Annotated in this window: 27 protein-coding genes; 9 read left to right on the forward strand and 18 right to left on the reverse strand. The window is 56.5% G+C overall.

Annotated features, from left to right (window positions below; genetic code table 11):
• The first annotated feature begins 3 nt into the window (after positions 1-3).
• Both phnL and phnN read left to right on the forward strand, forming a co-directional pair.
• A complete protein-coding gene (gene phnL, locus ACR0NN_RS06060) occupies positions 4-687 on the forward strand; it encodes a phosphonate C-P lyase system protein PhnL (RefSeq protein ID WP_170723258.1) in 684 nt (227 codons plus the stop codon).
• The gene (phnN, locus tag ACR0NN_RS06065) at positions 684-1,235 is read left to right on the forward strand and encodes a phosphonate metabolism protein/1,5-bisphosphokinase (PRPP-forming) PhnN (protein ID WP_170723259.1); all 552 of its coding nucleotides are present in this window, start codon (positions 684-686) and stop codon (positions 1,233-1,235) included. Before phnL ends, phnN begins: the two co-directional genes overlap by 4 nt.
• On the opposite strand, the gene ACR0NN_RS06070 is transcribed toward phnN, so the two are convergent.
• On the reverse strand, positions 1,211-1,882 hold the full coding sequence (locus tag ACR0NN_RS06070; RefSeq protein WP_170723260.1) for a DUF1045 domain-containing protein: 672 nt from the start codon (positions 1,880-1,882) through the stop codon (positions 1,211-1,213). The two genes, phnN and ACR0NN_RS06070, sit on opposite strands and share 25 nt — an antisense overlap.
• On the opposite strand from ACR0NN_RS06070, the gene ACR0NN_RS06075 reads away from it, so the two are divergent.
• A complete protein-coding gene (locus tag ACR0NN_RS06075) occupies positions 1,881-3,074 on the forward strand; it encodes an alpha-D-ribose 1-methylphosphonate 5-triphosphate diphosphatase (protein ID WP_170723261.1) in 1,194 nt (397 codons plus the stop codon). The two genes, ACR0NN_RS06070 and ACR0NN_RS06075, sit on opposite strands and share 2 nt — an antisense overlap.
• Positions 3,075-3,171: 97 nt before the next feature.
• Here the strand turns inward: ACR0NN_RS06075 and ACR0NN_RS06080 are convergent, their stop codons facing one another.
• The 5 genes from ACR0NN_RS06080 to ACR0NN_RS06100 all read right to left on the reverse strand — a co-directional run bounded on the left by ACR0NN_RS06080 (position 3,172) and on the right by ACR0NN_RS06100 (position 7,674).
• The gene (locus ACR0NN_RS06080) at positions 3,172-3,426 is read right to left on the reverse strand and encodes a DUF6525 family protein (protein WP_480684114.1); all 255 of its coding nucleotides are present in this window, start codon (positions 3,424-3,426) and stop codon (positions 3,172-3,174) included.
• Complete coding sequence (locus ACR0NN_RS06085) at positions 3,426-4,061, reverse strand: DUF1826 domain-containing protein (protein WP_170723262.1); 636 nt, start codon at positions 4,059-4,061, stop codon at positions 3,426-3,428. The genes ACR0NN_RS06080 and ACR0NN_RS06085 overlap by 1 nt, the downstream gene beginning before the upstream one ends.
• Positions 4,058-5,272 (reverse strand): CobW family GTP-binding protein, encoded by a 1,215-nt coding sequence (locus ACR0NN_RS06090; RefSeq protein ID WP_170723263.1) that lies wholly within the window; start codon positions 5,270-5,272, stop codon positions 4,058-4,060. The genes ACR0NN_RS06085 and ACR0NN_RS06090 overlap by 4 nt, the downstream gene beginning before the upstream one ends.
• 3 nt (positions 5,273-5,275) lie before the next feature.
• On the reverse strand, positions 5,276-6,388 hold the full coding sequence (locus ACR0NN_RS06095; protein WP_480684116.1) for a CobW family GTP-binding protein: 1,113 nt from the start codon (positions 6,386-6,388) through the stop codon (positions 5,276-5,278).
• Between the two features lie 149 nt (positions 6,389-6,537).
• Positions 6,538-7,674: a metal ABC transporter solute-binding protein, Zn/Mn family gene (locus tag ACR0NN_RS06100; protein ID WP_170723264.1), complete on the reverse strand. Its 1,137-nt coding sequence runs from the start codon at positions 7,672-7,674 to the stop codon at positions 6,538-6,540.
• A 56-nt stretch (positions 7,675-7,730) separates the two neighbouring features.
• On the opposite strand from ACR0NN_RS06100, the gene ACR0NN_RS06105 reads away from it, so the two are divergent.
• The 3 genes from ACR0NN_RS06105 to ACR0NN_RS06115 are packed head-to-tail and all read left to right on the forward strand — an operon-like array spanning position 7,731 to position 9,783.
• A complete protein-coding gene (locus ACR0NN_RS06105) occupies positions 7,731-8,243 on the forward strand; it encodes a transcriptional repressor (protein WP_480684118.1) in 513 nt (170 codons plus the stop codon).
• 2 nt (positions 8,244-8,245) lie between these two features.
• Positions 8,246-8,986, forward strand: a complete 741-nt coding sequence (locus tag ACR0NN_RS06110; protein WP_170723266.1) for a metal ABC transporter ATP-binding protein — start codon at positions 8,246-8,248, stop codon at positions 8,984-8,986.
• Complete coding sequence (locus ACR0NN_RS06115; RefSeq protein WP_170723267.1) at positions 8,986-9,783, forward strand: metal ABC transporter permease; 798 nt, start codon at positions 8,986-8,988, stop codon at positions 9,781-9,783. The genes ACR0NN_RS06110 and ACR0NN_RS06115 overlap by 1 nt, the downstream gene beginning before the upstream one ends.
• Here ACR0NN_RS06115 and ACR0NN_RS06120 read toward each other — a convergent pair.
• The 7 genes from ACR0NN_RS06120 to ACR0NN_RS06150 all read right to left on the reverse strand — a co-directional run bounded on the left by ACR0NN_RS06120 (position 9,780) and on the right by ACR0NN_RS06150 (position 17,589).
• Positions 9,780-11,063, reverse strand: a complete 1,284-nt coding sequence (locus tag ACR0NN_RS06120) for an amidase (RefSeq protein WP_170723268.1) — start codon at positions 11,061-11,063, stop codon at positions 9,780-9,782. The two genes, ACR0NN_RS06115 and ACR0NN_RS06120, sit on opposite strands and share 4 nt — an antisense overlap.
• Positions 11,056-12,252: a YlbE family protein gene (locus tag ACR0NN_RS06125; protein ID WP_170685564.1), complete on the reverse strand. Its 1,197-nt coding sequence runs from the start codon at positions 12,250-12,252 to the stop codon at positions 11,056-11,058. The genes ACR0NN_RS06120 and ACR0NN_RS06125 overlap by 8 nt, the downstream gene beginning before the upstream one ends.
• Positions 12,249-12,875: a hypothetical protein gene (locus tag ACR0NN_RS06130; RefSeq protein ID WP_170685565.1), complete on the reverse strand. Its 627-nt coding sequence runs from the start codon at positions 12,873-12,875 to the stop codon at positions 12,249-12,251. The genes ACR0NN_RS06125 and ACR0NN_RS06130 overlap by 4 nt, the downstream gene beginning before the upstream one ends.
• Positions 12,866-13,507 carry a hypothetical protein gene (locus tag ACR0NN_RS06135; RefSeq protein ID WP_170723269.1) on the reverse strand — a complete coding sequence of 214 codons (642 nt, stop codon included), beginning with the start codon at positions 13,505-13,507 and terminating at the stop codon, positions 12,866-12,868. Before ACR0NN_RS06135 ends, ACR0NN_RS06130 begins: the two co-directional genes overlap by 10 nt.
• Complete coding sequence (locus tag ACR0NN_RS06140) at positions 13,504-14,886, reverse strand: aromatic ring-hydroxylating dioxygenase subunit alpha (protein ID WP_170723270.1); 1,383 nt, start codon at positions 14,884-14,886, stop codon at positions 13,504-13,506. Before ACR0NN_RS06140 ends, ACR0NN_RS06135 begins: the two co-directional genes overlap by 4 nt.
• Before the next feature lie 219 nt (positions 14,887-15,105).
• The gene (locus ACR0NN_RS06145) at positions 15,106-16,566 is read right to left on the reverse strand and encodes an aldehyde dehydrogenase (RefSeq protein WP_170723271.1); all 1,461 of its coding nucleotides are present in this window, start codon (positions 16,564-16,566) and stop codon (positions 15,106-15,108) included.
• The gene (locus tag ACR0NN_RS06150; RefSeq protein WP_170723272.1) at positions 16,567-17,589 is read right to left on the reverse strand and encodes a succinylglutamate desuccinylase/aspartoacylase family protein; all 1,023 of its coding nucleotides are present in this window, start codon (positions 17,587-17,589) and stop codon (positions 16,567-16,569) included.
• Between the two features lie 128 nt (positions 17,590-17,717).
• On the opposite strand from ACR0NN_RS06150, the gene ACR0NN_RS06155 reads away from it, so the two are divergent.
• Genes ACR0NN_RS06155 through ACR0NN_RS06165 form a run of 3 tightly spaced genes read left to right on the forward strand, consistent with a single transcriptional unit; the run spans position 17,718 to position 19,929 of the window.
• Complete coding sequence (locus tag ACR0NN_RS06155; protein WP_170723273.1) at positions 17,718-18,812, forward strand: aminotransferase class I/II-fold pyridoxal phosphate-dependent enzyme; 1,095 nt, start codon at positions 17,718-17,720, stop codon at positions 18,810-18,812.
• Entirely contained in the window at positions 18,812-19,360 is a 549-nt protein-coding gene (locus ACR0NN_RS06160; protein WP_170723274.1) for a decarboxylase, read from the forward strand. Before ACR0NN_RS06155 ends, ACR0NN_RS06160 begins: the two co-directional genes overlap by 1 nt.
• Positions 19,357-19,929 (forward strand): thiamine pyrophosphate-dependent enzyme, encoded by a 573-nt coding sequence (locus ACR0NN_RS06165; protein ID WP_170723275.1) that lies wholly within the window; start codon positions 19,357-19,359, stop codon positions 19,927-19,929. Before ACR0NN_RS06160 ends, ACR0NN_RS06165 begins: the two co-directional genes overlap by 4 nt.
• Here ACR0NN_RS06165 and ACR0NN_RS06170 read toward each other — a convergent pair.
• The 5 genes from ACR0NN_RS06170 to ACR0NN_RS06190 all read right to left on the reverse strand — a co-directional run bounded on the left by ACR0NN_RS06170 (position 19,916) and on the right by ACR0NN_RS06190 (position 25,597).
• Positions 19,916-20,806 carry a LysR substrate-binding domain-containing protein gene (locus ACR0NN_RS06170; RefSeq protein WP_170723276.1) on the reverse strand — a complete coding sequence of 297 codons (891 nt, stop codon included), beginning with the start codon at positions 20,804-20,806 and terminating at the stop codon, positions 19,916-19,918. The genes ACR0NN_RS06165 and ACR0NN_RS06170 overlap by 14 nt on opposite strands.
• A gap of 100 nt (positions 20,807-20,906) precedes the next feature.
• Positions 20,907-21,488, reverse strand: coding sequence for an XRE family transcriptional regulator (locus tag ACR0NN_RS06175; RefSeq protein WP_170723277.1), 582 nt, complete (start codon positions 21,486-21,488; stop codon positions 20,907-20,909).
• Positions 21,489-21,630: 142 nt separating this feature from the next.
• Positions 21,631-22,410: a carnitinyl-CoA dehydratase gene (locus tag ACR0NN_RS06180; RefSeq protein ID WP_170685575.1), complete on the reverse strand. Its 780-nt coding sequence runs from the start codon at positions 22,408-22,410 to the stop codon at positions 21,631-21,633.
• A 3-nt stretch (positions 22,411-22,413) separates the two neighbouring features.
• Positions 22,414-24,429, reverse strand: coding sequence for an acetate--CoA ligase family protein (locus ACR0NN_RS06185; protein WP_170723278.1), 2,016 nt, complete (start codon positions 24,427-24,429; stop codon positions 22,414-22,416).
• Between the two features lie 7 nt (positions 24,430-24,436).
• Entirely contained in the window at positions 24,437-25,597 is a 1,161-nt protein-coding gene (locus ACR0NN_RS06190; RefSeq protein ID WP_170723279.1) for an acyl-CoA dehydrogenase family protein, read from the reverse strand.
• Between the last annotated feature and the right edge of the window lie 78 nt (positions 25,598-25,675).

Below are 25,675 nucleotides of genomic sequence, written 5' to 3' on the forward strand. Positions count from 1 at the left end.
GCAATGATTGAGCTTAACAACGTCTCAAAAACCTTCACCCTCCACAATCAGGGCGCGGCCGTGATCGAGGTGCTGAGTGATGTATCATTCTCGGTCTCACCGGGCGAATGCGTCGCACTGACGGGTGCGTCTGGGGCGGGAAAGTCCACTTTGATGCGCATGATCTACGGCAATTATCTGGCCCGAAGCGGGGAAATTCGCATCGGTGATGTGGATATCGTGAAGGCTGAACCTCGATCTGTCATTGCCCTGCGCCGCGAGGTTCTGGGCTATGTCAGCCAGTTCCTGCGTGTGGTGCCGCGCGTGCCCACAGTTGATGTGGTAGCCGAGCCTTTGCGGGCGGTGGGCATTTCCGCTGCTGACGCGAAGGCGCGCGCCGAAGCCTTGTTGCAGCAGCTAAACATTCCCGAGCGTCTCTGGACCCTTTCGCCAACTACCTTCTCGGGTGGTGAACAGCAGCGCGTCAACATCGCGCGCGGCTTTGCCCATTCTTATCCTGCGATGCTGTTGGATGAGCCGACGGCCAGCCTGGATGCGGCCAATCGCGAGGTTGTTCTGAAACTCATCGAAGAGGCAAAGGCGCGCGGCGCGGCGATCATTGGCATCTTCCACGACGAAGCCGCTCGGGCGCGCGTTTGTGATCGCGAAATCGACGCCAGCCAATTTGCCCCCGAGGTCGCGGCATGAAACAGGGGCGCCTCATCGCCGTTGTTGGCCCGTCGGGGGTTGGCAAAGACAGCGTGATGCTGGCGCTTTGTGACGTGTTGCCCGATCTGCATCTAGTGCGCCGCGTCATCACTCGGGCGCCGGAGTTGGGCGGAGAAGACTATGACGCAGTCGGGCCTACCGAATTTGAGAAGATGGCGGCGAACGGTGCCTTTGCGGTGCATTGGGGGGCGCATGGCCTAAGCTATGGGATACCAGTCGACATCAAGGATCGGCTGATTGATGGCGCAGACTGTCTGGTGAATTTCTCGCGAAAGGCTCTGCTTGATGCCGCTGAAGAATTCCCGCGCTTCACCGTCCTGAACATCACTGCAAAGCCGGAAACCCTTGCGCGTCGTCTGGCGGCACGCGGGCGAGAAAGCGAAAGCGAGATTGCAAAACGGCTTGCTCAGGCAGAGAAACCTTTGCCCGAAGGGTTGGACGTGATCACGATTTCCAACGATGGCCCGCTGGTCGAAACGGTTGCACGCGCCGCCGAGGCGCTTCAACCTGAAAGTGTGTATCGATGAATAAGCTCGAACCGCCCATCCATGCGCTCGCCGCACAAGGCTATTTGGTCGATTACGAAGGGCTCGGGCAAGACCGGCAATTGGCTTTGCAGGATCTCAGCCCATGCTGCGATATCGCTCTTGGGCAACCGACCTGTCAGCGTCATGTGAAACCGGAACTCGTCCATCACATAAGGGTAGCCCCATTCGGTCAGCAGCTCGTCCTGACGCGAGCTAAGCCTCGTACCGCGACGCCGCTCAAGCTCTGCCTCGTTGGGCGGGGCGCGAAATGGGTCAAGATCACGTACACAGGCCGCCGCAACCCGCTGCAAATCGCCGAGATCACCCTTTGGGGTCAAAGCCAGAAACCGGCCCAACGGCGTCAGGCTCAGCCCCTCACAGCTGGCAGGCGACAGCCCAGAGGCAAGCTTGGATGCCGTTGCTTTCAGAGCATCAAGCGTGAATCCCTCGGCCAGTCGAAAAGGCGGTTTCAGCGTTCCGTGAAAACCATATTTGCGCGGTGTCATGGTGGCGTCATGCAAATCGGGCAGATCGGGTTGGGGCACCTCGCAACCCTGAACAACATCCCAGCCCAGCCAGCGCGCGCCGAATTGTTCCAAAGGCCCTTCGGGCGGCACATAGTAAATTGCAAATCGAGAGTATGACATGAATTCCCCTTTTCTCGCGCCCTCTTTGGCAAAGGCTTGTGACAGCGATATGTCAGGCGATTTGTACCTCGCGAATGCCCAGCTAGTACTGCCCGATCGGGTAGTAACGGGTTCGATCACAATCGAACAGGGGGTGATTACCGAACTGGCCGAAGGCGACCGCGTTCCGACAGGTTCCATCGATTGTGGCGGTGACTACGTACTTCCCGGCCTGGTCGAGTTGCATACCGACAACGTCGAACGCCACATCGAGCCACGGCCCGAAGTTGACTGGCCCCATCTACCGGCCCTGATCGCGCACGATGGTGAGTTGGCTTCGACCGGCATAACAACTGTGTTCGACGCGATGCGCGTGGGATCGATCCACAGCGGGAAAGGACGTTATTTCGACTATGCCCGTAAATTGGCGGACGAATTGTTGGCTGCACGTGCCCAAGGTTATTTCAAAATCAGCCATTTCCTTCACCTGCGCGCGGAAATCTGTTCAGAGACTTTGCTGGACGAGTTGGCGAACTTTGGACCGGAAGATCGGGTTGGCATCGTAAGTCTGATGGACCACACTCCGGGTCAGCGCCAGTTCCGCGATCTCACAGCATTAAAAACCTACGTCGCCAAGAAACGCGGGATGAATGACGAAGAATTTGCCGCGCATGTCGAGAATCTGCGCGGCCTGCAAGAGCGTTTCGGGGAAAAGCACGAAGCAGGCGCGGTAGTCGAAGCCGGACGCTTGGGTGCGACGCTAGCCAGTCATGACGACAGCACCGCACAGCATGTCGCAAAATCGGCCCAGAACGGTGTAGGATTTGCCGAGTTTCCAACGACGTTTGAGGCGGCTGAAGCCTGCCGGGCCAACAATATTGCTGTCATGATGGGTGGGCCAAACCTGATCCGTGGCGGCTCGCATTCGGGCAATGTCGCAGCAGAAGAACTGGCCAAAGCAGACCTCCTGGATATCGTATCGTCTGATTATGTGCCGTCTGCTTTGTTGTTATCGGCATTTCACCTCGCCGACATCTGGGGCGATCTGCCTCGCGCGGTGGCCGCCGTAACGCGCAACCCGGCACAGTCGGTGGGCCTCGATGATCGCGGGGCATTGAAGGTCGGGTGGCGCGGCGATGTACTGCGGGTGCGTCGTGTTGAGCAATCACCGCTTTTGCGTGGTGTTTGGAGTCAGGGTTCCAAGGTAGGGTGATCGCTGCCCAGACAATCCAATAATGTTGGCGCAATCCAATCCTGACGCGGACTGGGGTAAGTTCCGTCGGCTTCGGAATGCAGGCGCTCTGCAAGATTCAACCGGCAAAAAGCAGGTTGTCTTTCGCAAGCTGTACAGATTCAAGACGTCTGAGTTCATCCAGCGCCCGGCTTTGGTCTCCCGTTCTTGCGAGCGCTGCATTATAGGCCCGTAATACAGAGCGTGGCCGCCAGGGGAGTGCAGCCTGTGAAACCCAACTCCGCAAGATTGGTGGAAGACGGTCGAACTCCTGCATCGGGTTTTCGTTGCGCCGCCGTTTCCTGAGTTTCGTCTGACCAAGGTTGCGGCCCATCACTCGGCCTCATCAAGTTCAAAGATAGGATCGAGGACGAGGACCAGTCGCGTTTCGCCAGTGCCGGAGATGGGTGGCGAGCGGTGGAGCATGCTTGCCGCGGGCGCCTCAGGCCACAGCGTGCCGCGCATGATCATGGGGGCTCCGGTTGCGACGGTGAACACGCGCTTGGGCTCTTCGCCTCTGGCGGCGATGCCATACTGGGTCCCTGTGCCTCGATAGGTGCAGATCAGGCGCGCATGAATAGCGTCGATATGGAACTTGCGGCACGCATTTGTGTCAATCACATCAAGACGTACACGCAAATAAGGTGCTTGCATGATCCCGGCGAAGCGTTTGGCCAGATCAGAGATATCATTTTCCAGCCAACACCGTTCGGCCGAGGCGCCAATGCGGGCAATATCGCATAAATGTTGGACAGCTTCCGGAACGGCGGTGGGGTGCAAAATTAGTCGCGCTTTCGGCAACACAGTGGGATCTAAATCATCGATCCACGCGTGAAAATCTGGCGTCAGTTGACGTCGCCAGATCATCGCAGCACATCCGGGTTCTTCTATTCCGCCCAACCCTTCTGCGGTGTCGGTGATACCGATACCTTCCGCAGATTTTTGGACTTCCACCTGAGCGGAGGTCATGCGGCATCCTCCACCCGGCGCCACAATGGGAACGGATCAGGCAGGTCAAGCGGTAGCGAGTCTGGTCCGGGCGCTTGAGCCTGGGACAACAAACATGCATCCAGGCGGGATTTCAAAGTCGGCCAATCAATACCTGCGCCAATAAAGACGATCTCTTGCCGCCTGTCGCCCCAAGGCTCCGCCCAATGCTGTTTGATGTAGCTCATCGCGGACTCATGATCAGGCCAGCGCGATTCAGGGACCGAGGCCCACCATGTTCCAATCGGCTGAACGCTGGATAGCGCGCCCGCAAGCGAGAACTCGGCCACCCAATCGGGACGTGTTGCGATCCAGAAGTGCCCTTTCGATCGGATCACACCCGGCAGGTCGCCGTTCAGCAGCGCCAGAATTTTTTCGGGCTCAAAGGGCTGTCGTGCTCGGTAGACGTAAGAGGAAACCCCGTATTCTTCCGTTTCCGGGACGTGATCTGCGAAACCATACAGTTCTTTTGCCCACATCGGGTGTTGATGGGCGGCTTCGAAATCGAACAGCCCGGTGTCCAGAATGGCCTCGCTGGCGACCTCGGAATGGTTGGTTTCGATGACCTTTGCGTCTGCGTTCAGGCTGCGGATGATCTTAAGTGCGGCATCCGTACGTTCCGGCCCCGCATCATTGATCTTGTTAAGGATCACGACATCCGCAAACTCAATTTGGTCGGTCAGAAGATGAACAAGCGTACGCTCATCCTCTTCGCCCATCGTCTCGCCGCGGTCACTGAGGAAATCATGGCTTGAAAAGTCATTTAGCAGGTTCACTGCGTCGACCACCGTGACCATGGTGTCAAGACGCGCAACGTCTGACAAGCTCTCACCGTATTCATCCCGGAAATCAAACGTCGCAGCGACCGGTAGGGGCTCTGATATCCCGGTGGATTCAATCAGCAAATAGTCGAAGCGCCTTTCTGCGGCCAGTCGTTTTACTTCGTCAAGCAGGTCGTCCCGCAGCGTGCAGCAGATGCAGCCGTTTGACATTTCAACAAGTGTTTCGTCGGTGCGGCTGAGTTCAGTTTCGGCGCGCACTAGATCGGCATCGATGTTCACTTCGGACATGTCGTTGACGATCACGGCAACGCGGCGACCTTCGCGATTGTTCAGAACGCGGTTCAGAAGGGTGGTTTTTCCAGCGCCAAGAAAGCCGGACAGGACAGTGACGGGAAGGCGGGTATCGGTCATGGCTCAGAACACTTCTTCTCTGGTGGCTGTTTCGGTTTGATCGGCGCGCAGCATGTCGAGGCTGCGTTGCAGTTCAGGTCGGCTGAGATCGCGGGCAATGACCACAATGCGCGAGCGGCGGTCATCGCCAGACCAGTTCTTCATCGGCATTGGTGGATCGAATATGTGCTGCACTCCGTGAAACACGAACGGCACTTCGATATCTTCGAGGAACACGATCCCTTTGACGCGCAATATATCAGGCCCCCGAAGTGCGATCAGCGTATTCAGCCAGTTGTCGAAGACTGTATCTTTGAGCGGTTCTTCGAGCACGATTGAGGCAGACCCAATCCGCGTATCATGAGGAGCGTGTGCTAATACCTCGGCTTTGGGCTTGGACAGGCCCGAGAGGTTTGCCAGCGGGTCGGCCACGGGCTTATTTGCCGGAGTTGTCCATTCAATCACGTTCTGTCGGGTTGCAGTCTTGCGAAGACCGCTGAGCCCCCAAAGCTTTTGGGGATCGAACTTTCCCGCGATCGGTCGTTCGATCCGCGCCGTGGGGTTCAGTTCACTCAGGCGATTGGAAAACGCCTCTGCAGCTGACCTTGAAACCAAATCGGTTTTACTGAGAACGACCAGATCGGCCATTGCAACTTGCGATACGGCTTCGAACTGCGCATCCAAGGTCTGGGGCCCGTTGGCCGCATCGACAACCGTGACAAGCCCATCTAGGCGCGTGGTGCGGGCCAATTCTGGATCAACAAGAAGCGTCTGCAGAATAGGACCGGGATCAGCTAGGCCCGTGGTCTCAATCACGATCCGATCGAACTGCAAAAGCCCGTCATCCCTCCGCTCAACCAGATCGGCAATTGTTCCGGCCAAATCGCCGCGAATTGAGCAGCACAGACAGCCGGATTGCATCAGAACGACCTCATCCTCGACGGATTCAATCAGATCGTGGTCCAATCCGGCCTCGCCGAACTCGTTCACAATGACCGCGATTTTGCCTGCAGAGGTTTCAGACAGGACAGCGTTTAATAGGGTGGTCTTTCCGGCGCCGAGGAAGCCAGTCAAAATAGTGACGGGTATCCGCCGGACTTTGGTTTGGTCATTGCCAAGTTCTGCCTGAGAGATCACCGTTCACCTCTTAGATCAATAGGTAATAACATTACTTTAATGAGCCGAAAAAACAAGTTTGCGGGCTAGAAGATGCCTCTGTCAAAGATGAGTTCTCGGTTTGTGATCAGCCCGGTCGGGATTTGGGAGGGACCGGGCTTTCATTAGTTTCAGAGGCACTCTGACAGTGTATTGGCCAGATTGCGAATGAGCTGCGGGTACAGATCTGCGCCAGGCTCGAGATCGGATCCCAAGGGGTCCATAATCCCGGTTCTGGCTTCGGTGCCATCAAGGACTGTCGCAACAATGCCGGGGTTGAATTGCGGCTCGGCCATCACGCAGTTGATGCCCTCATCGCGGATACGACCCTGAATTTCTGCGATGCGGGCCGGGCTTGGATCAGATGCATCACTTAGAGAGATCGCGCCTGAAGCCGGGAAGTCAAAAGCAGCTTCGAAGTACTGATAGGCATCATGGAATACGATAAAGCTGCCACCTTTGATTGGTTCCAGAGCCTCAGCCACTTCTGCTGACAAAGCCGCCATCTCTTCGCGCGCAGTTGCTGCGTTCGCAAAATAAGCTCCGGCATTGTCCGGATCAGCCGCCGAAAGCTGCGCTGCGATTGTATTCAGCCAGATTTCTGCATTGGCCGGAGATAGCCAGGCATGAGGATCATGTTCGCCATGCGCGTGGCCCTCATGATCATCATGTCCAGCGTGATCTTCATGGTCGTCATGATCGTGGTCATGCTCGTCCTCATGTGCATGTTCTTCGTCATGATTGTGATCGTCATGCTCATTGTCTTCGGCATGGTCGTCATGATCATGATCATCGTCTTTTGCATGATCATCATGGTCATCGTGATCGTGCCCTTCGTCCTCAGCATGGTCGTGATCGTCATGATCGTCATGCCCATGGTCATCGTGATCCTCATGGTCATGCGCCTCGAACAATGCACTTTCGCGGAATTCAAGCAGGACAGTCCCGTCCGATTCCAGCAACGCGGTGACGTTTGCCCCGTCGCTGAGCGTGTCAATTGCGCCTTCCATCCACGGCGTCAGATCTTCGCCAATCCAGAAGACCAGATCAGCCTCCTGCAGCGCGGCAGCTTCTGAAGGGCGCAGGCTATATTCATGAGGTGAGGCGCCAGGCTGCACAATCAGGTCGGGCGTTCCAACACCCTCCATCACGCGGGTGACTAGTGAATGTACCGGCGCGATATCAACCGCAACTTTGGGGGTATCCGCCATGGCGGTTCCGCCCATCAATGCAGCGGTAATCGATAGTGGGAGCAGCTTTCTGGACATCAGACCCTCTGTGTGATTTTATAACGTTACGAGCGGCATATATGATATGGAATAACATGACAAGTGAGACCTCCCCCATTCCGGTTGACGAAGATGCACCGGTCGGGTTTCAGGAGCACGACCACAAGAATTGCGTTGACACGGCGCTGGCCACAGCAGAGGCGCAGTGCAAGGAAGAAGGCCTGCGCCTGACCCCTGTGCGGCAAAAAGTTCTTGAGATGCTATTGCAAGACCACAAAGCCCTTGGCGCTTACGCAATTCTAGATCGTTTGCGCGATGCCGGTTTCGGGTCTCAACCGCCGGTGGCGTATCGTGCGCTTGATTTCCTTGTTCAGAACGGGTTCGTCCACAAGATTGAGCGCTTGAACGCGTTTGTTGCCTGTTCTCATCCCGGGGCATCCCATTCACCCGCCTTTATGATTTGCAGAAAATGCGATGCTGTAGCCGAAGCCCAGTCAGCACCGGCCAAAGGCGTCTTGGGCGAGGCTGCGCGCGCGACGGGTTTCGAAATCGAACGAACCGTTGTAGAAGCCGAGGGACTCTGCCCAGACTGCACCGAGAAGGCGTAGACATGACCCTGATCACCGTTGAGAACCTCAGCGTGCGTTATGGCGCGAATACCGTTCTGCGCCATGTCGACATGACGATTGAGGCCGGTGAGATCGTTACGATTGTAGGCCCGAACGGATCGGGCAAGACCAGCCTGCTGCGCGCCATCATCGGCGCGACGAAGCCATCGGTCGGACAGGTTTCGTTGAAACCTGGGCTGAAGATTGGGTATGTGCCGCAGAAGCTGCACATCGATCCAACCCTGCCAATCTCGGTCGAAAGATTCATGCGCCTGACCGACCGTGTATCGAGGCAGCAATGCGTGGAAGCGCTTGAAACTGCCGGGGTGCCAGATCTGTTGAAACGCCAGATGTCGCAATTGTCTGGCGGCCAGTTTCAGCGCGTTTTGCTGGCCCGCGCCCTGATTAACAGACCTGATGTCCTGTTGTTGGATGAGGCAACTCAGGGCCTCGACCAACCCGGATCAGCGGCGTTTTATCATCAGATCGAAGAGGTCCGACGCGAGACCGGCTGTGCCATCGTGATGATCAGCCATGAATTGCACGTCGTCATGAGCGCATCTGACAGGGTGATCTGTCTCAATGGCCATGTGTGTTGCCAGGGTTCGCCCGCCGTTGTGGCCTCGGCCCCGGAATACCGTGCCTTGTTTGGAACAGGAACCGGGGGTGCACTGGCCCTCTATCGACATGATCACGACCATGATCATGATCACGCTGAACATTCTCAGGAAGCCGCCGAATAATGCTTGACGATTTCATGATGCGCGCAACGCTTGCTGGTGTTGGCGTTGCTTTTGCGGCGGCTCCTCTTGGGTGTTTTGTAGTCTGGCGACGAATGGCCTATTTCGGGGATGCCACAGCGCATGCCGCGATCCTCGGCGTTGCCTTGTCGCTAACGTTTCAGATGTCAGTCTTCGCTGGGGCGCTGGCCGTTGCACTTGCAATGGCGCTGACCGTGACGCTGTTGTCCCGACGGGGCTACGCGATGGATACGCTTCTGGGCGTAATGGCGCATTCCGCGCTTGCTTTCGGTCTTGTCGCGGTCTCTTTCTTGTCGGGCGTTCGCATCGACCTGATGGCATATCTCTTTGGGGATATCCTTGCAGTTTCGCGCACCGATCTGGTTGTAATCTGGGGTGGCGCGGCGCTTGTGGTAGGGCTTATCACTTGGCGTTGGTCGCAGCTTTTGACGGCGACAATGAATGAAGAACTGGCTTATGCCAGCGGTTTCGACCCCAAACGAGAGCAATTGATCCTTACACTATCCCTTGCGGTAACCGTCGCGGTGGCAATCAAAGTCGTGGGTGTTCTTCTGATCGCTGCGATGCTGATCATCCCGGCTGCGGCCGCGCGCAGTTTGGCGCGGTCACCTGAGTCGATGGCTTTGATTGCAGCGGCGATCGGTGCGTTTTCTGCGGTGGCAGGGCTGAGGGCTGCTTATGTATTTGACACGCCAGCCGGACCATCCATAGTTTGTGTGGCAGCTGTATTGTTCGCATGTCTCAGCCTGATCGGATGGCAATCGCGCAAGGGCATTTAGGGCTCAAGCACGCCGCTGACCCAATGCGCAATATCTAGAAGGTGAAAATCTCCGCCACGAGGGGCTATGAGTTGCACGCCCAGGGGAAGCCCAGCCTGATCCGTGCCGAAGGGGATAGCTACAGTGGGGACTTGCAGCAAGTTCCACATGCGCGAATACAGCGGATCACCCGTTGCTTCCAAACCTCGCGGAGCCGGCCCAGCCGCAGATGGCACCAGCAAAGCGTCAACGTCTCGGAACAATTGATCCAGTATTAAGCTTGCACGATCCCGGGTCTCCAAGGCTTGGTGATAGTCTGCATCGCTGATCTGTTGACCCGCAACCAACAAGGCGAAGAATTGCTGACTGATTGAGGGCTCACCGATTTCGAACTCCTTCTCCCGCAGTCGGGCGGCTTCATAGCTCATTACAGTGTGATGGGCCGCCGTGAGCTTTTCAAAAATCTGAGGATGGCTCACCTCACCCGTCTCTGCCCCTGCGGCGGCTAGTGCGGCCAAAGCGCGGGTGCAGGTGTCTCGCATTTCGATCGAACCGTCCGCCCAATGCGGGCCCCGCATCAGGCTGACTCTGGGCAATCCATCCTGGAATTGTGGTTCGGGCGGTGGATCGATACTACGCAATACGGCGTCAGCGAGCGCTAGATCACGCGGGTCTCGGGCCAGAACACCCAATGTATCCAGACTTTGCGATAGCCCCATGACTCCATCCAGCGGGTAGCCGTGGATCGTTGGCCGAAATCCATATACGCCACAGTAGGCGGCTGGACGGATCAAGGAAGCAGCCGTCTGGGACCCAAAGGCCAGTGGGGACATGAAATCTGCGACGGCCGCAGCGGAACCCGATGAGGACCCGCCCGGTGTGTGGTTCGTATTGTGCGGGTTGGCTGTTTTGCCGGGGCGGAAATAGGCGAATTCCGTGGTGACCGTTTTGCCCAAGGGAATCGCGCCCGCGTCCAGAAAGGCCTGCACGCAGGCGGCAGTTTGATCTGGTTGGCGATCCCAGTACAAATCGCTACCCCAGCCGGTCGGCATGTCATCGGTATCGACAATGTCCTTGATGGCAAAAGGTACACCATGCAGCGGCCCTCGATCACTCTGTTTGTCCGCGAGCCGCGCTCGTTCTATGGCCCGCTCAGCATCCAGATATTGGAAAGCTCCGACCTGGGCTTCTCTCAACGCGATGCGATCCAAATGTGCTTGCATGACCTCCGAAGGTTTAACCGCGCCCTGTTTGATGAGCTGGGCAAGGTCCGAGGCGCTGAGCTGGTTCAGCTTATTCATGCTCCAAAGCTCGTATGGCGTCTGCGAACGGATCAACTGGCATGTCATAAATACCGCCACCCAATCGACCCGCTTGACCCAGCCGGTCAAGGATTCCAAGGCCAATCATCGGACCTGATCCTTGGGCCATTGCGCCGCGCGCGGTCGAGCCCAGCTTCACGTTAAGGGCCTGAAAATAAGGGTGTTCACCAACCGAGAGGCTTTGTGTCCGCGCTCCTGCGTTGCCGGGCAGATAGGCGCCCAGCCCCTTCTTCTGTTCGGGGCTTAGATCGATGGCCATTGCACCCAGACCAAATGCCTCAACCACGGCACTGTCGCCGATGGCACCAAGCGCCCGGTCTGCGGGCAAATCGGTGTCGAATTTCCCTTTTGGAGGCGTCGCCGGGATTGAGAACCAGCGCCCTGGAAGGCCTGAAATCTGGATGCCAACCTCGCGCCCGTTGCCGCCTGCCGCGGTCACAAAGCTGGAACCCTCGACCCCCTCGGCCAGCTTCATCATGATCTTGGTGGCCGCCATCCACAGGTTGAGAAACAGTGACGGCGATTGCGCCATGAACTCTAGCACGTCGTCATCTTGGATACGGGTGGGTGAGCGATCCCTTAGCTCTTCAATCAGCGCATTGGTTGCGACAGGAGTGCGCCCATGGCAATCGTCCCCACCGATCAGGCCTTGAACAGCCAACGGAACCAAGGCGATACCCTCGGCCAATCCGTTCTGCAAAACCTCCAGAAACCGCGTGTTCAACCATCCGATATGGTTCAATACCGCCTCGGACCTCAGCCCTAAGCGTAAGGAAGGCCGCGCGCCACCATTGATCGGAGTGAAAACCCGGTTCTGACCGCGCCATGCATCATAAACGGTGTGCAATGGCATATTCGCCGAAACCACAGCCGCCAACGGTGTGACCACATCATGATCCTGTGCAGGGCGCAGAATAATTTCACCGGCCCTGATCATCGCTTCGGCCTGATCAAAGTCTTTGGCCAGACCATCCCAAACAGCCGCGACGCAGGCCGAGTTCAGAATTGGCGCTGTCACATCCTCAGGCCTGGCAAAAGCAGGGCCCGCATGCAACAGGACATTTTCGGGTAAGCCGAATGCATCAGCGGCAGTATCGAACCGATTCCAAACCGGCTGTGTCACCATGGCTCGGTCAAACGCCAGCCGATCAGCGGGATGCAGGGTCATGACCCCTCCGGCGGGATGATCCAGGTTTCTGAGAAATACAAGAAGGCCGTCGTGGTCTCATACCCGGCCTGAACCCGTGTCCCCAACTTGCCCGGCAGCGCGCGGCCATTAACAATGATCTGTGCCGAACGGGCAGGGACCAGCAGCGAGAACATGTTCTGCTCGCCCGAGGCGACCTCATGCGGTGAAAGCTCCAGCGCGCGGGGCGGTTCAAAACCTTCCCAGACAAGCTCGATCGTCAAGGTGCCGCCCGAGATGGTTTCGGTATAGCGATGGCTCATCGGATCACCGGATGAACGCACCGCCAGAGCGCCAATTTCAGGCAGGGTGGCAAAGGCTGGCGCAGTTGCGAACGCAGCGAGCTTGCTGATGAAATTCTGTTTCAGAAACGTGGTCAGTTCGGGGTTGTCACTGAGAATGACATTTGGTGCTTCCGGCGGTCCTTCAATCTGATTGGGGGAGCCATATAGCAGCAGCACCTGCCCTTGTCCCACCGGAGACCAAGCGACGCGGAAGAACAAAGCCATTGCACTGAAATTGTCGTCCTCATCCTTCAAAAGGATGCCGGGGTTTTCGCCGGTCCAATCGACAATCCCCGGTGTGATCGGTTCATTCAGAGGCATTGCGTATCCTCCTGCGGCGTGACCCATGTCTCAGAGAATGCGAGGAAAGCGGTGCTCATCCTTCGACCAAAGAACTGCCGATCCGCCACCCGACCGCGTAGGGCAGTGCCGTTGATCCTGACTTGAGCCTTCTTGGCTTCGAGGAAGACCGAATACATCTCATGCTCTTTGGTGGCCGAATTTTCTTTGGTCACTTCAACCGGTAAGGGCGGCCCCATGTCTTCCCAGATCATCTCAAGGGTCACACCCGAACCGCGCAGGGTTTCCGAATAGCGTGTCTTTAGATCGCCGGGGCGCTTTTCGACACTGTCACAATCCAACCAGCTCATCGCATTCAGGCCGGGTTTGCCAACAAAAGTAGGCATTTTGCTAACCCATCCATCGACAATCCATCGCATCATGCGCTGGTTATCCGTCATGATCAGGTTTGGCACATGTGGCCAGCCGCGCGCTTCGTCCGGAGCACCCAAAACGATCGCGGCGTTCCCGCGCCCGTAGGGGGACAGAACGACGCGGAAGAACAATGCTAGCGTGTCATAATGTTCCTGATCGGGGCTTTGTTTGAGGTAAATACCGGGGTTTTCACCCGACCATTCGACCCGTCCGGGGTTGTGAGGAATGCGGCCTGTCATGCCCAGCTTGCCTCATATGCCTTCAGGGCATCTTCGATAAAGGCGCGGCGCTCATGTCCCTGAAGATGATCACCGGATTTCAGTATTTCCGCCACTTTGAATGAGACTTCCTTTTGTAATGCGCCATCGTCGCGGTTTTCTTGCAAGGGGATTTTCAGCACCGTGTCACCAGCATAGGTCGGGATGATTCCGTCGAAATTGTCGGTTGGCTGCGCCGGGGATTTCCCATCCTGTAATGCCCGGATGGCATTGCGCAGCATTCTGCGCGCTTTCGCCACCCCCCGATCTGTGAAGGACAGGTTCTCGCGCGCGTGAATGTTGATTGGTCCCTGGCTGACCCACGCATCGTAATCCCCGGGATCACGTTGGCGCATCTCATAGGGACGATCTGGCCCCTGACCGTAGAAATCGGTCGTGCCATACCCGACTTCATCGCGATTGGTCATGCCGCGTGGGTCATCATTGAACCGTTCCTCGCGGAAATGGCGCCACGCGATGACCATGGTGTTCATGTCGTCAATTGGCGTGATCCAGCGAGTCAATCCACCCCGGCCAAAGTATCGAGAGCGATCCGGGATCGGGAAATGCCCTCCATTCTGAGTAAACGAGGGTAACATATGATCATGCACCCGGACCCAGATGAAATCGCCGTCTCTTCGCACATTGGTGTAAAAATCTCCGGTCTGGCTTTCGTGAAACTCGATCATCGGCATGTGCGCGAATGCTTCGTGAAACTGCACGCGTGCTGCTTTGGTATGCAGATAGACCACATGAAACGGGTCCCAGGCGTTTTCCATCACCTGCAGCCAGTTGCAGGGCGATTTTATCAGATAGGGTACAAGTTCATCGCCGTCATCATCGAACGTATCCATAACCGGGAAGGGTGGGATACTGTCTGTCGGCCCCATATATGCAAAGGCCAACCCTTTGTATTCAATGATCGGATAGGCACCCAGACAAGCTTTCTTTTTGACCTGAGACGCGGGCGGTTCGCAGGGCGTTTCCAGAACTGTTCCATCCAAGCCATATTTCCAGCCATGGTACGAACAGCGAATACCGCCTTCTTCGACGATGCCAAATTCAAGGCTCATGTTACGATGACAGCAATGTAAATGTGTGCAGCCTAGCCGCCCATGCTTCTTTTCCCGGAACAGCACAAGATCTTCACCCAGAACTCGAATGCGATAGGGCAGATCGCTAATCTGATCTGTCATTGCAATCGGCATCCAGAACCGGCGCAGATACTCGCCGCAGGGGGTGCCGGGGCCAACTTCGGTTAGTTCCGGATCGTGCTGCTGTGACCAGACGCTTTGCTGATCGTGACCTCGGAAGTTTCCTTCGGGGGTTGCGAAGGAACCGTGTTTAACCGGTTTGCTCATCCATTACCTCCACTTGTGCAGTTTGTTTCTGTCCCGCCTTTCGAGGAGACCCGATCACTGCTAGCGCCGAGCAGGGCGCCACCTTTCAAATCATGATATCAATGTATTCATAACGCCTCCCACATGTCAAAAAGTTATAATAGGATGGATGGGTATTTGGTGCGGAACAGCGGGCTGAAACGTTAATTTGGCCTTGGGCCGAGGCGTATGCACCAGCCATTACGGAAACGGATCAGGAACGGGCGCGGTGCCAGTCCAGATGGACTTTGCCTGTAAGTAGTCCTTGATCGCGTCCGGCCCCAATTCGCGTCCATATCCTGACAGCTTTATGCCGCCAATCGGGCTGCCGGGATCGACACTGCGATAGTGGTTGATATAGACTGTGCCGGACAAGATGGCCCCGGCCACCCGCGCGCCTGTGGCTGAATCCGCTGTCCAGACTCCAGCGGCCAAGCCATATTCACTGTCATTGGCAAGATCGATGGCTTGGCCTTCGGATTCGAATGTGGCGATGGCCAGAACCGGGCCGAACACTTCTTCGCGCCAGATCTGCATATCCCGGTTGACCTGATCAAATATCGTTGGGCCAACATAATATCCTGAGCGACCTGCCGCTGTTTCAAGGCCATCAAGCAGACAAATGGCACCTTCGGCCTTCGCCTGCGCAATCATCTCGGTGACCTTACGCAGATGCGGATGGTTCGATAGCGGCGCGATCTGAGTGGTTGGAGCCATCGGATCGCCCAACTTTAGCGCCCGGGCACGATTCAGCAATCGTGATACAAACCTGTCTTTGATCGAGGCCTCGACGATCAACCGCGACCCAGCAACGCAGGTCTGCCCATTCGATAGAAAGATCCCCGACATCACGCCGTTTACAGCGTTCTCAAGATCGCAGTCCTCAAACACAATCTGCGGGGATTTTCCGCCCAGCTCGAGCGTGGTGGGAGTAACGTGGCAAGAGGCTGCTTCGGCCACTTTGCGGCCACCAGCGTCTGAGCCTGTAAAGCTTACTTTGCGAGTCAATGGATGCCGCACCAATGCCTCTCCAACTTCATGGCCCAGTCCGGTTACGACGTTCAATACACCGGGCGGTAGTCCAGCCTCAGTCATCAGCCGCGCAAATTCGAGGGTCGAGGCCGTCGCCATTTCAGAGGGTTTCACTACCACCGTGTTGCCGGCAGCCAAGGCCGGGGCGAGCTTCCATGCAAGGATCATAAGGGGGGAGTTCCACGGTGTAATGGTGACCACCACGCCATAGGGCAACCAATGCCCTGTGCTCGTTACGCCGGGGGTGGCGTTGTTTTGTTTTACGGGGGCAAGTGCGCGTGCCTCGGACGCAAAGTGGCGATACCAACTGTGCAATCCAGAAAACTGGCCGCGCACTTCGGTGATACGTTTGCCGTTGTCCCGGATTTCTGGTTCAACCAGTTCTTCCCAGCGCTCCTGCAGCGTTTCGGCCAACCTATCAAGCATATCAGCACGCCCCGCCGAGCCCAGATCGGCCCACGGACCGTTGCGGAATGCGTTGTCAGCATCGCGGATCGCTGCATCGGCTTCTGCCGCGCCACATCGGGCGATGCGGCTCCATTCCTGGCCATCTGCCGGATTAATGCTGGCGATCGTATCACCCTGCCATGGAAGAAATCTGCCCGCGATAAATGGAGAATATGTTCGCATCTAACTGCTGTCTGTTACGTCCTGTGCAACCAGCGCCAGCAGGTCGCCACGCCGCACCATGCCGCGATTGCCATGCGCCAGCACAAAGCCGCTATCGGGGAATTTTTGTTCAAGCGCCGACCGGCCCGGATCATCGGGAAAGCGTAGATATCCGGCAAGATCGCCCGCTTGCACCTCTTGGCCCGCTGATGCACATCGATCAAACAAACCGTCTGCTGGGGCGTAGAGTGAATCAAGAGGCGATGTGATTTCGACCTGACGCGCCGACGTCGGGGCAGGGAAAGTTTCATCAAGTATCCCCAAATACGTTAGACAGCGCATTAGCCCGGCTTCTGCGGCGTTCACGATTTCAGGGGTCACATTGCCACCGCCGCCCAGTTCAGTCGCGATCATCGGCACTCCCGCGCGGGCCGCGGCCGAGTTGACCGAGCGATTGTCGTTGTGCTCACCCAGCATCCAGATCAGCGGAAGTCCGAATGCATTGGCAAGATCAATGTTTGCTTGGGTCAGGCCTGCGTCCGCACATCGCGACGCCAGAGCGCAAGGCGCAAAGACCGATGCTTTTCCTCCTGAGTGCAGGTCAATTGCTGCATCGGCGCGCGGCAGAAGAACGGTTTCGACAAAATGGGCGATCATCGCAGTGGGGCCGCCATTCGGATCGCCAGGAAATGCGCGATTCAGGTTTTGCACGTCCAGCGGCGAAACTCGCGAAGATATTGCCAGCGCGGGGGCGTTCAGCGCAGGCATCAAGATAACCTGCCCAGACAATTGTTCCGGTTTCAACGTTTCAGCTAGCCGCAGAATTGCAGCCGGGCCTTCAAACTCATCCCCATGTGTCCCGCCTAGGATCAAAACTGTGGGCCCGTCTGATCCGCGCAAACTAAGGATCGGGATGGGATGATAGCCAAGCGGTATAGAATTATCCGACCATTTCAGCATCACATCCCCCGCATGTCGGCCGGGCGTGTCCAGATCAATGGTCAGTTGTAATCTGCTTTTTTGCGAGGGCTGTGTTTCGCTCATGTCCGTCTGCATTGCTGAATGTTGCAACTCTTATATCATAATTTATTTGCAAGTGAATCTATAATATATGATCAATATGTAATATTAGGTCGGTTACCAAAGCGAAAGACGAGCCCTGGGGGTATCCAATGGTTGTAGCCCGAGCGAAAGTAGGAATAGGTAGTATTGCGCCGCATATGAAAGGCTCGGCCATCGAGGGGTGTACACCTGCGTCCATCCTTCTGAACTCGAACGAAAGCGCCTTTGGTCCGAGCCCTACTGCGCGGGCGGCAGCGCGGGCGGCGATGAGCGATATTGAAAGATATCTCGAGAACCCAGACAGAATTCTTGCACCTGCCATCGGTGCGCATTTCGGCCTTGATCCTTCGTTGATTACAACCGGGCAGGGGTCGGATGACTTATTGGCACGCCTAGCACGGGCTTATCTGGGCCCGGGGACCGAGCTGATCCGCAGCGCAAATGGCTATCTGAAAGTGCCAAACTATGCGTATGCCAACGATGCCAATGTGATCTCGGTACCGGATGATATGTTCAAGCCTTCAGTTGATCGGATGATTGCGGCGCTGACGGATAAGACGCGTATCGTGTATCTGGCCAATCCCGAAAACCCGGCTGGGACCTACCTTAGCGGGGCCGAAGTGCGACGATTACACGCCGCGCTGCCAGACAACGTATTGCTGGTGATCGATGCGGCGTATGAAGAATATGTTGATGCTGAAGATTACGAACCTGCACACAGGCTGGTGGAAGACGCCTGCAACGTTGTCATGTGCCGAACGTTCTCAAAAATCTATGGCCTAGCTGGCGCACGGGTCGGATGGTTATTCGGACCGTCAGACGTTGTTGATACAGCCCGCCGGATTGCTCTGACCTTTCCGGTTGCATCATCTTCTGCAGCCGCAGCCATCGCAGCTCTTGATGACCGGGCGCACACGCAATTTGTGTACGAGGCCAATCGTAGGGGACGTAATTGGATTATTTCAGAATTGCAGGCCTTAGGTTTGCCGATTGTGCCCAGTCAAACAAACTTTCTGCTGGTTCATTTTCCTGATCCAGAAAAGTCAGCCGAAGCGGTTGAACGGTTCCTGCGCCTAAAGGGCATCGCCGTGCGCCGCTTCGCATCACCTGCCTACAAGGACTATATCCGTATCACTATTGGCCAACCTCACGAGCTAATTGCGGTAAGGGATGGCATTGCCGAGTTTCTGGAGGGCGCAGAATAATGGGCGCGGCGATCCATCCGGCAAGTGATGCAGCCGCCATCGCTCATCCGTCAGGTGTGGAAATCATCGCGCGGATCAAAGCCTCGGGTATCCGAGAGATTGTTGCGCTGCCTGACATAGTGACCAGCGACGGGTTGCTCTGGCCGATCTCAAATGACCCCGAATTTCGACTGACGCGTATCTGCAAAGAGGATGAAGGTGTCAGCATCTGTGCGGCGATGTCCTATAACGGAACCCGTGCCTTGCTGATGATGCAGCAGACAGGACTGATGGATTCACTGAATGCCATCCGTGCAATTGGTATGGACTATGAACTGCCTGTCGTGATGATGGTTGGGTTGCAGGGAAAGGAACCTGATGTCCATCCTGATCAATCCGCGTCTTATGGAGTGCGGATCATCCGTCCTGTGCTGGATGCGATGGCGATATCGCATTCGCTGATCGAAGAGCCTGAAGATATTGAACATATTCCTCAGGCAGTCGCGGCGGCCTATGCCGGGTCACACCCTCATATCTTTCTGATTGGCCGCACTCCGGAGGTTCAATGATCATAGATCGCGACACCGCGCTGAGCGCGTTGGTTCCACATGTCCGCGAACGTGATATCGTGGTCGCCGTATATCAAAGCTGTTTTGACTGGCTGCACCTGAATCCACGTGACCTGAATTATGTGGCTGTTGGGGCGATGGGGCAGGCGAGTTCGCATGGGCTGGGTTTGGCTCTGGCCAATCCGGATCGGAAGGTGATCGTGCTAGATGGGGATGGCAGCCTGCTGATGAATCTGGGTTCACTGGTTACGATTGCCGCCGCCAGCCCCGCCAATCTGTATCATTTTGTGGCGACGAACCGTGTGTATGAGGTAAATGGCTCACACCCACTGCCCGGTGCCGACCGAGTTGATTTTGTCGGCTTCGCCCGGTCAGCCGGGTATGTCGGATCGCAAGGTTTCAGCGAGTTGGACCTGTTCACAGATGCGTTGCCTCACATATTGGCTACGCCTGGTCCGCAATTTATCTCAATGGAGGTTCGGGCGGGAAAAACTTATCCGCGTGATTATGGCTATATTCATAGCGCGGAGGCCCGGCAGACGTTTCGAACTGCGCTCAATCAGAGCTGAGCGTTTCTTTTGCAAGGTTTAGAAAGATCTGCGCGACCGTCGAAAGGGGCCTGTTCTTTGACCAGAAAAGTACCGTTTGAAAGTTCAACGGCGCTGCAAATGGGCGGGTGATACACCCCGGGATCATTCCCGAATGCCCTTTTGACATACCAACAATCGAAACGCCAAGCCCACGCGCAACCAACCGGCATACACCGTCGGTTGTGCGCGTCTCATATTTCATGCTGCGCGATATGGACTTGGCCTCGAAAAAACGGTCAACTTCAAACCGGAAACGCGACGAACCCATGTAAGAGACAAAGCTTTCATCGGCCAGATCACGCGCTTGAATAACTGCTTTGTCAGTCAGCCGATGCCCTTCTGGCAGAACACAGTGCACATCATCATCCGCTAGCATCAAACTGTCGAAGGAGGGGTTTGATGGAATGCTGGATGTAATCCCAAAGTCATAGTTCTGCGACACCAGCCATTCGACGGAATCATCGTTGGCCTCAAATTCGAGCCGGGCCATGGCTTCTGGACAGGCAGAGGCAAAGGCGCGGATCAGATCCGGGGCCAGTTCCGAAGCAAAGGCTGGTGTGGTCACCAAACTGAGCCGCGCATGGCCAAAATTACCAATCGCCTGTGCCGCTTGCTTGATATGCTCCATGCCGCTGACTGCCTGGCGCACTTCTTCAACCAGAAGGCGCGCCTCGTCCGTTGGAACAAGCACCCGGCCAGAGCGTTGGAATAAGGCAAATCCAACTTCGGCTTCTAGATCGGACAACAGTCGGCTAACCGCTGGCTGCGAAATGCCCAGCATGGTCGCGGCTTCCGTCACTGTCCCGGTGGACACGACGGTTCGGAAAGCATCGACCTGTCGGAAGGTAATCTTCATGTCCAAGGTATTTCCATTACCGAGCATCTTTCGCAAGTTGTTTTAGTAACCGCAGGGTTGGCAGCACAGAGATGAGCAAAATCGTTACACCCACGCCGCTTCAATGTGGGCGCGTCGATACGGTGATAAACTCTATTTCATCCGATAGAATTTCACGCACCCCGTGTGGAAGCTTTGCATCAAAGCTAAGTGTGTCACCTGCCGAAATCGGAAACTCTTCGGTCCCACAGCCATACGTCGCATTCCCCTCGATCATATAGATAAAGACGTAACCTTCGTGCTGATAGTTCGGCAGCGTATTTTGGTCTTGTTTTGATATGCGGATTCGAGCGGATTGAAACGACCCGCTAGGCCCGCTGTGCTTACCCAAGAGAGAATAGTCATGGGCGTGATCTTGTGTAATCCGACGCGAGGGCAGGCCTGTGCCTGACTGCACATGATGCACATCTGCTGCCGTGTCTGTATGGCTGAACAACGCCATCAATGAGACTGAAAGCGCATCTGACAAAGCGTGCAAAGTGCCGAGTGAAGGCGACACGTGACCGTTTTCGATCCGGCTGATCATGGGGGCAGACACTTTTGCCTGGGCGGCAAGCTCGGTGACAGTGAGGTTCCGCTCTTGCCGTAATCGCTGCAAGGTGCGCCCGATCTCAAGCTCTGGTTCTGATTTCTTGTCCTGCATAGGGCCGCTTTGAAGCTACATCATATGTATAAACTTAGCTGTGGCCTGAATCGCGGATTAAGGAAAGCAGGTTCTGAGTAAAATTGCCTCATTACATTGGTGCCAATCTGCGCCAATGTGATGGGCGCTGTTGTATCGATCCCTATTTTCCCTTCCAGACCGGTTCGCGTTTTTCGGCGAAGGCCTTTGCCCCTTCCAACTGATCCTCGCTGGAATAGAGAACATCAACCGTGCGCAGCTTTCGATTGGTTATACGATTCATTGCGTCCTGGAACTTGCTGTCTTCGGCATCACGCACAACCTCTTTGATTGCTGCATAAACAAGCGGCGGGCCAGATGCGAGCAATCTCGCCAGTTCCCAAGCGCGGTCCATCAATTGGTCGGCGGGCAGGATTTCATTGACTAAACCCCAGCGGTGGCCCTCTTCGGCATCGAACCAGCGCCCGGTCAACAAAAGCTCCATGGCAATGTGATAAGGGATGCGCTTGGGCAGCTTGACGCTTGCCGCATCCGCAACAGTGCCAGACCGGATTTCAGGCAGGGCAAAGGTTGCATGTTCGGCGGCCAGGATCATATCGGCTGAGATCGCAAGCTCCAGCCCGCCGCCGCAGGCGATCCCGTTGATCGCGGCGATCACCGGCTTGTTCAGATCACGCAGCTCTTGCAGACCACCGAATCCACCAACGCCATAGTCCCCGTCAACCGCGTCACCATCGGCGGCGGCCTTCAGATCCCAGCCGGGGCAAAAGAACTTCTCGCCCGCGCCGGTCAGAATGGCAACGCGCAGCTCGGGGTCATCGCGAAACTCGGCAAACACTTGCCCCATAATGCGGCTGGTTGCCAGATCGATCGCGTTGGCCTTGGGCCGGTCCAGTGTCACCTCAAGGATTGCACCGTCGCGGCGGGTCTTGATCGGGTCCATATGTCAGGCCTTTCTGATAAGGGCGTCCACTGCAACCGCCTTGCTCGGCGTGCAGAGAAGCGGATTGATTTCGACCTCTCCGAGCGTATCGGCATGTTGCACGACATAGCTCTGAACGGCCAGAACAGCATTGATAATTTCATCCAGATCAGCCGCTGGCTGACCACGATAGCCAGATAGAAGAGGTGCGATTTTCAGCGCGCCAAGCGCCTCGCGAATGTCGTCCGAGGTCGCCGGGATCAGCAGCGACGCGGTATCACGCAATATCTCGGTCAGGACGCCACCCGCGCCGAGGGTCAGAACAAACCCATGGGCGGGATCGCGCACAACACCGACCAGCAATTCGGCCACGGGATCGTTGACCATCTCTTCGATGAGAATCTCGTCGGTTCCAATCTCTGCCGCAACTTTCGCCACATCAGAGGACTGCACACCCAATCTCACTGCGGCATGCTCAGACTTGTGCGCAAGACCAACGCCTTTGACGGCGAATGGGGCCTCCATCTCATGGGCGGCCTGAATCGCATCTTCTGCGCAATGGATCGAACGGTTCCGAGGTACACGCAACCCATATCCAACCAGCGCTTGTTTGGCCTCCGCTTCGGTCAAAGTGCGGTTGGCTTCTTGCTCGCCTGGCAAGCAAAGTTGGTCCCTTGCTGGCGGCGCGATCTGAGCCGCCGCACGTATGGCGGCAAGTGCTTCGCGCAGGCCCATAAACGGTACTACTCCACCCGCCATCAAAGTTTGCGCGACATCGTCGGGCAGCAACTCGGGCAGGGTAGAGGCCACGGCAAAGCGCGCATCTGTCTTTTCTCGCACCATTAGGGCTGCGCGCGTCGCACAAGCCCAATCCGTTGAATCGGTGGTTGGGTAATCCACGATCGAAATGGTCAGATCGATGTCGTCTCCGGTCATCCCGGCCCAGGCTTTCGCCATCGCATCTTCATCGCGCCAGATATAAGTGTGATAGTCCAACGGGTTGTTCAACGCCACCATCGGACCAAGCGCGTCCCTCAGTTGGGTTTGTTTGTCTTTGGTCAGCTTCGGAAATGTAAGCCCGGTACCCACTGCCATATCTGCGATTAGACTGGCTTCACCACCCGAACAGCTGATCGAAGCAATCTTGGTGCCTGACAGTGGCCCACAACAATGCAGCAGCTTCAGTGTTTCCAGAAACTCAGGCAGGGAAGACAGGCGCGGGATGCCGAGGCGATCTAACAACGCTTGCGCACCTGCATCGCTGCCTGCCAGCGACGCTGTATGCGAAATCGTTGCCGCCTGCGCCTGTTCGGACGCACCAACCTTGAGCGCGATCAGGGGAACACCTTTTTCATAGGCCTTGGCGGCGAGTGCTTCCCATTCGCGGATATCCTTGAACCCTTCGATATGCAGACCAACCGCCGTGACCCGCGGGTCATCGATCAACGCCATCGCAATCTCGGACTGGCTGGTCTGCGCCATGTTCCCACAGGCCACCATATAGGCAATCGGCAGAGCACGTCGCTGCATCGTCAGGTTGATTGAGATGTTCGAGCTTTGGGTCAGAATGGCAACGCCGCGATCCACTCGCGACGCCCCATGCTGGTCGGGCCACAACAGCGCACCGTCCAGCGCATTGATAAAGCCATAGCAGTTCGGCCCAAGAATGGGCATGCTTCCTGCCGACTTGATCAGTTCGGATTGCAGGTCTCCACCCGTCTCGTCCTCGGCCACAGCTTCCGAAAAGCCTGAGGCAAAGCAAACTGCCCCGCCGCTGCCCATGCCCGACAGAACCCGAACCGCCTCAAGCGTCGCGTGGCGGTTGATGCCAACAAAGGCCGCGTCCGGAGCCGAAGGAAGGTCTTCTAACCGTGCATAGGCTTTGTGACCGGCGATTTCATTCGCTTTAGGATGGACGGGCCAAATCTTCCCCGCATAGCCCATACGTTCAGATTGCAAAACAATCTGTTGGCACCATGTGCCACCGCCGATCACGGCGATGGAGCTTGGTCGCAGAAGGCGAGAGATGTCTTTGCTCATTGACGCCTCAGGCACCCAGTGGCCGCAGCAGATCGCGGCTTATGATGTGACGTTGGATTTCGCTGGTGCCATCCCAGATGCGCTCAACCCGTGCATCGCGCCAGAACCGCTCGATCGGGAAGTCATCCATCAGACCCATACCGCCATATATCTGCAACGTCGTGTCCGTTACCCGCGCCAGCATTTCAGAGGCGTAGAGTTTGGCCGAAGCAATTTCGCGGTTCGATGGCAGGTTCTGATCCAGACGCCACGCGGCTGAGAGCGTCAGCCAGTCGGCGGCGTCAATTTCGGTGATCATGTCCGCGATTTGAAAGCTGACGCCCTGAAACTTGCCAATCGGCTGGCCGAACTGCTTACGCTCAGCCGCATAGTTCAGCGCATAGTCAAAACAGCGCCGCGCCCGTCCGACCGAGAAGGCGGCAACTGTTAGGCGTGTCGCATAAAGCCATTCGTTCATTACTGCGAAACCGCCGTCGACCTCGCCCAAAACCTGCGCGTCTGGCAGGCGGCAATTGTCGAAGTACAGAATATAATTCTTGTATCCTTTGTGGCTGACTGAATTATACCCCTCGCGCACTTCAAAGCCCGGCGTGCCGCGATCTACAAGGAATGTGGTGATGCGTTTCTTTGGGCCTTTCGGGGTCTCGTCCACTCCGGTCGCGATGAACACAATGAAGAAATCTGCGTGCTCTGCGCCTGAAATGAAGTGCTTTGATCCGTTGACGATCCAGTCTACGCCATCCTTTACGGCCTGACATTTCATTCCCCGCACGTCCGAGCCAGCATCCGGTTCGGTCATTGCAAGTGCGTCCATCTTCTCGCCGCGCACGGCCGGTAACAGATAGCGTTCGCGCTGTTCGTCGTTGCAGGCCATCAGGATATTCTGTGGGCGACCGAAGAAATGGGTCAAAGCCATGGAACCGCGACCAAGCTCACGCTCAACCAGAGTGAAGTCGAGGTGGGACAGACCCGCACCGCCGACCTCTTCAGGGAAGTTGCAGGCATAAAATCCCAGATCGATACATTTCCGCTTGATCTCTTCGCCTAGTTCATTCGGCACCTGACCGGTCCGTTCAACCTCGGTCTCGTGCGGATAGATTTCATTCTCGACAAAGCTGCGCACGGTCGAGACGATCATGTCCTGCTCTTCAGATAAGCCAAATTGCATAGCGAGGTTTCCCTAGATGTTTGTATGGGAATGAAACCGCATTGTTCGCGCATCTGGCATGCGGTATTCGTGAATTAT

This window comes from Ruegeria sp. BA2, assembly GCF_056539605.1.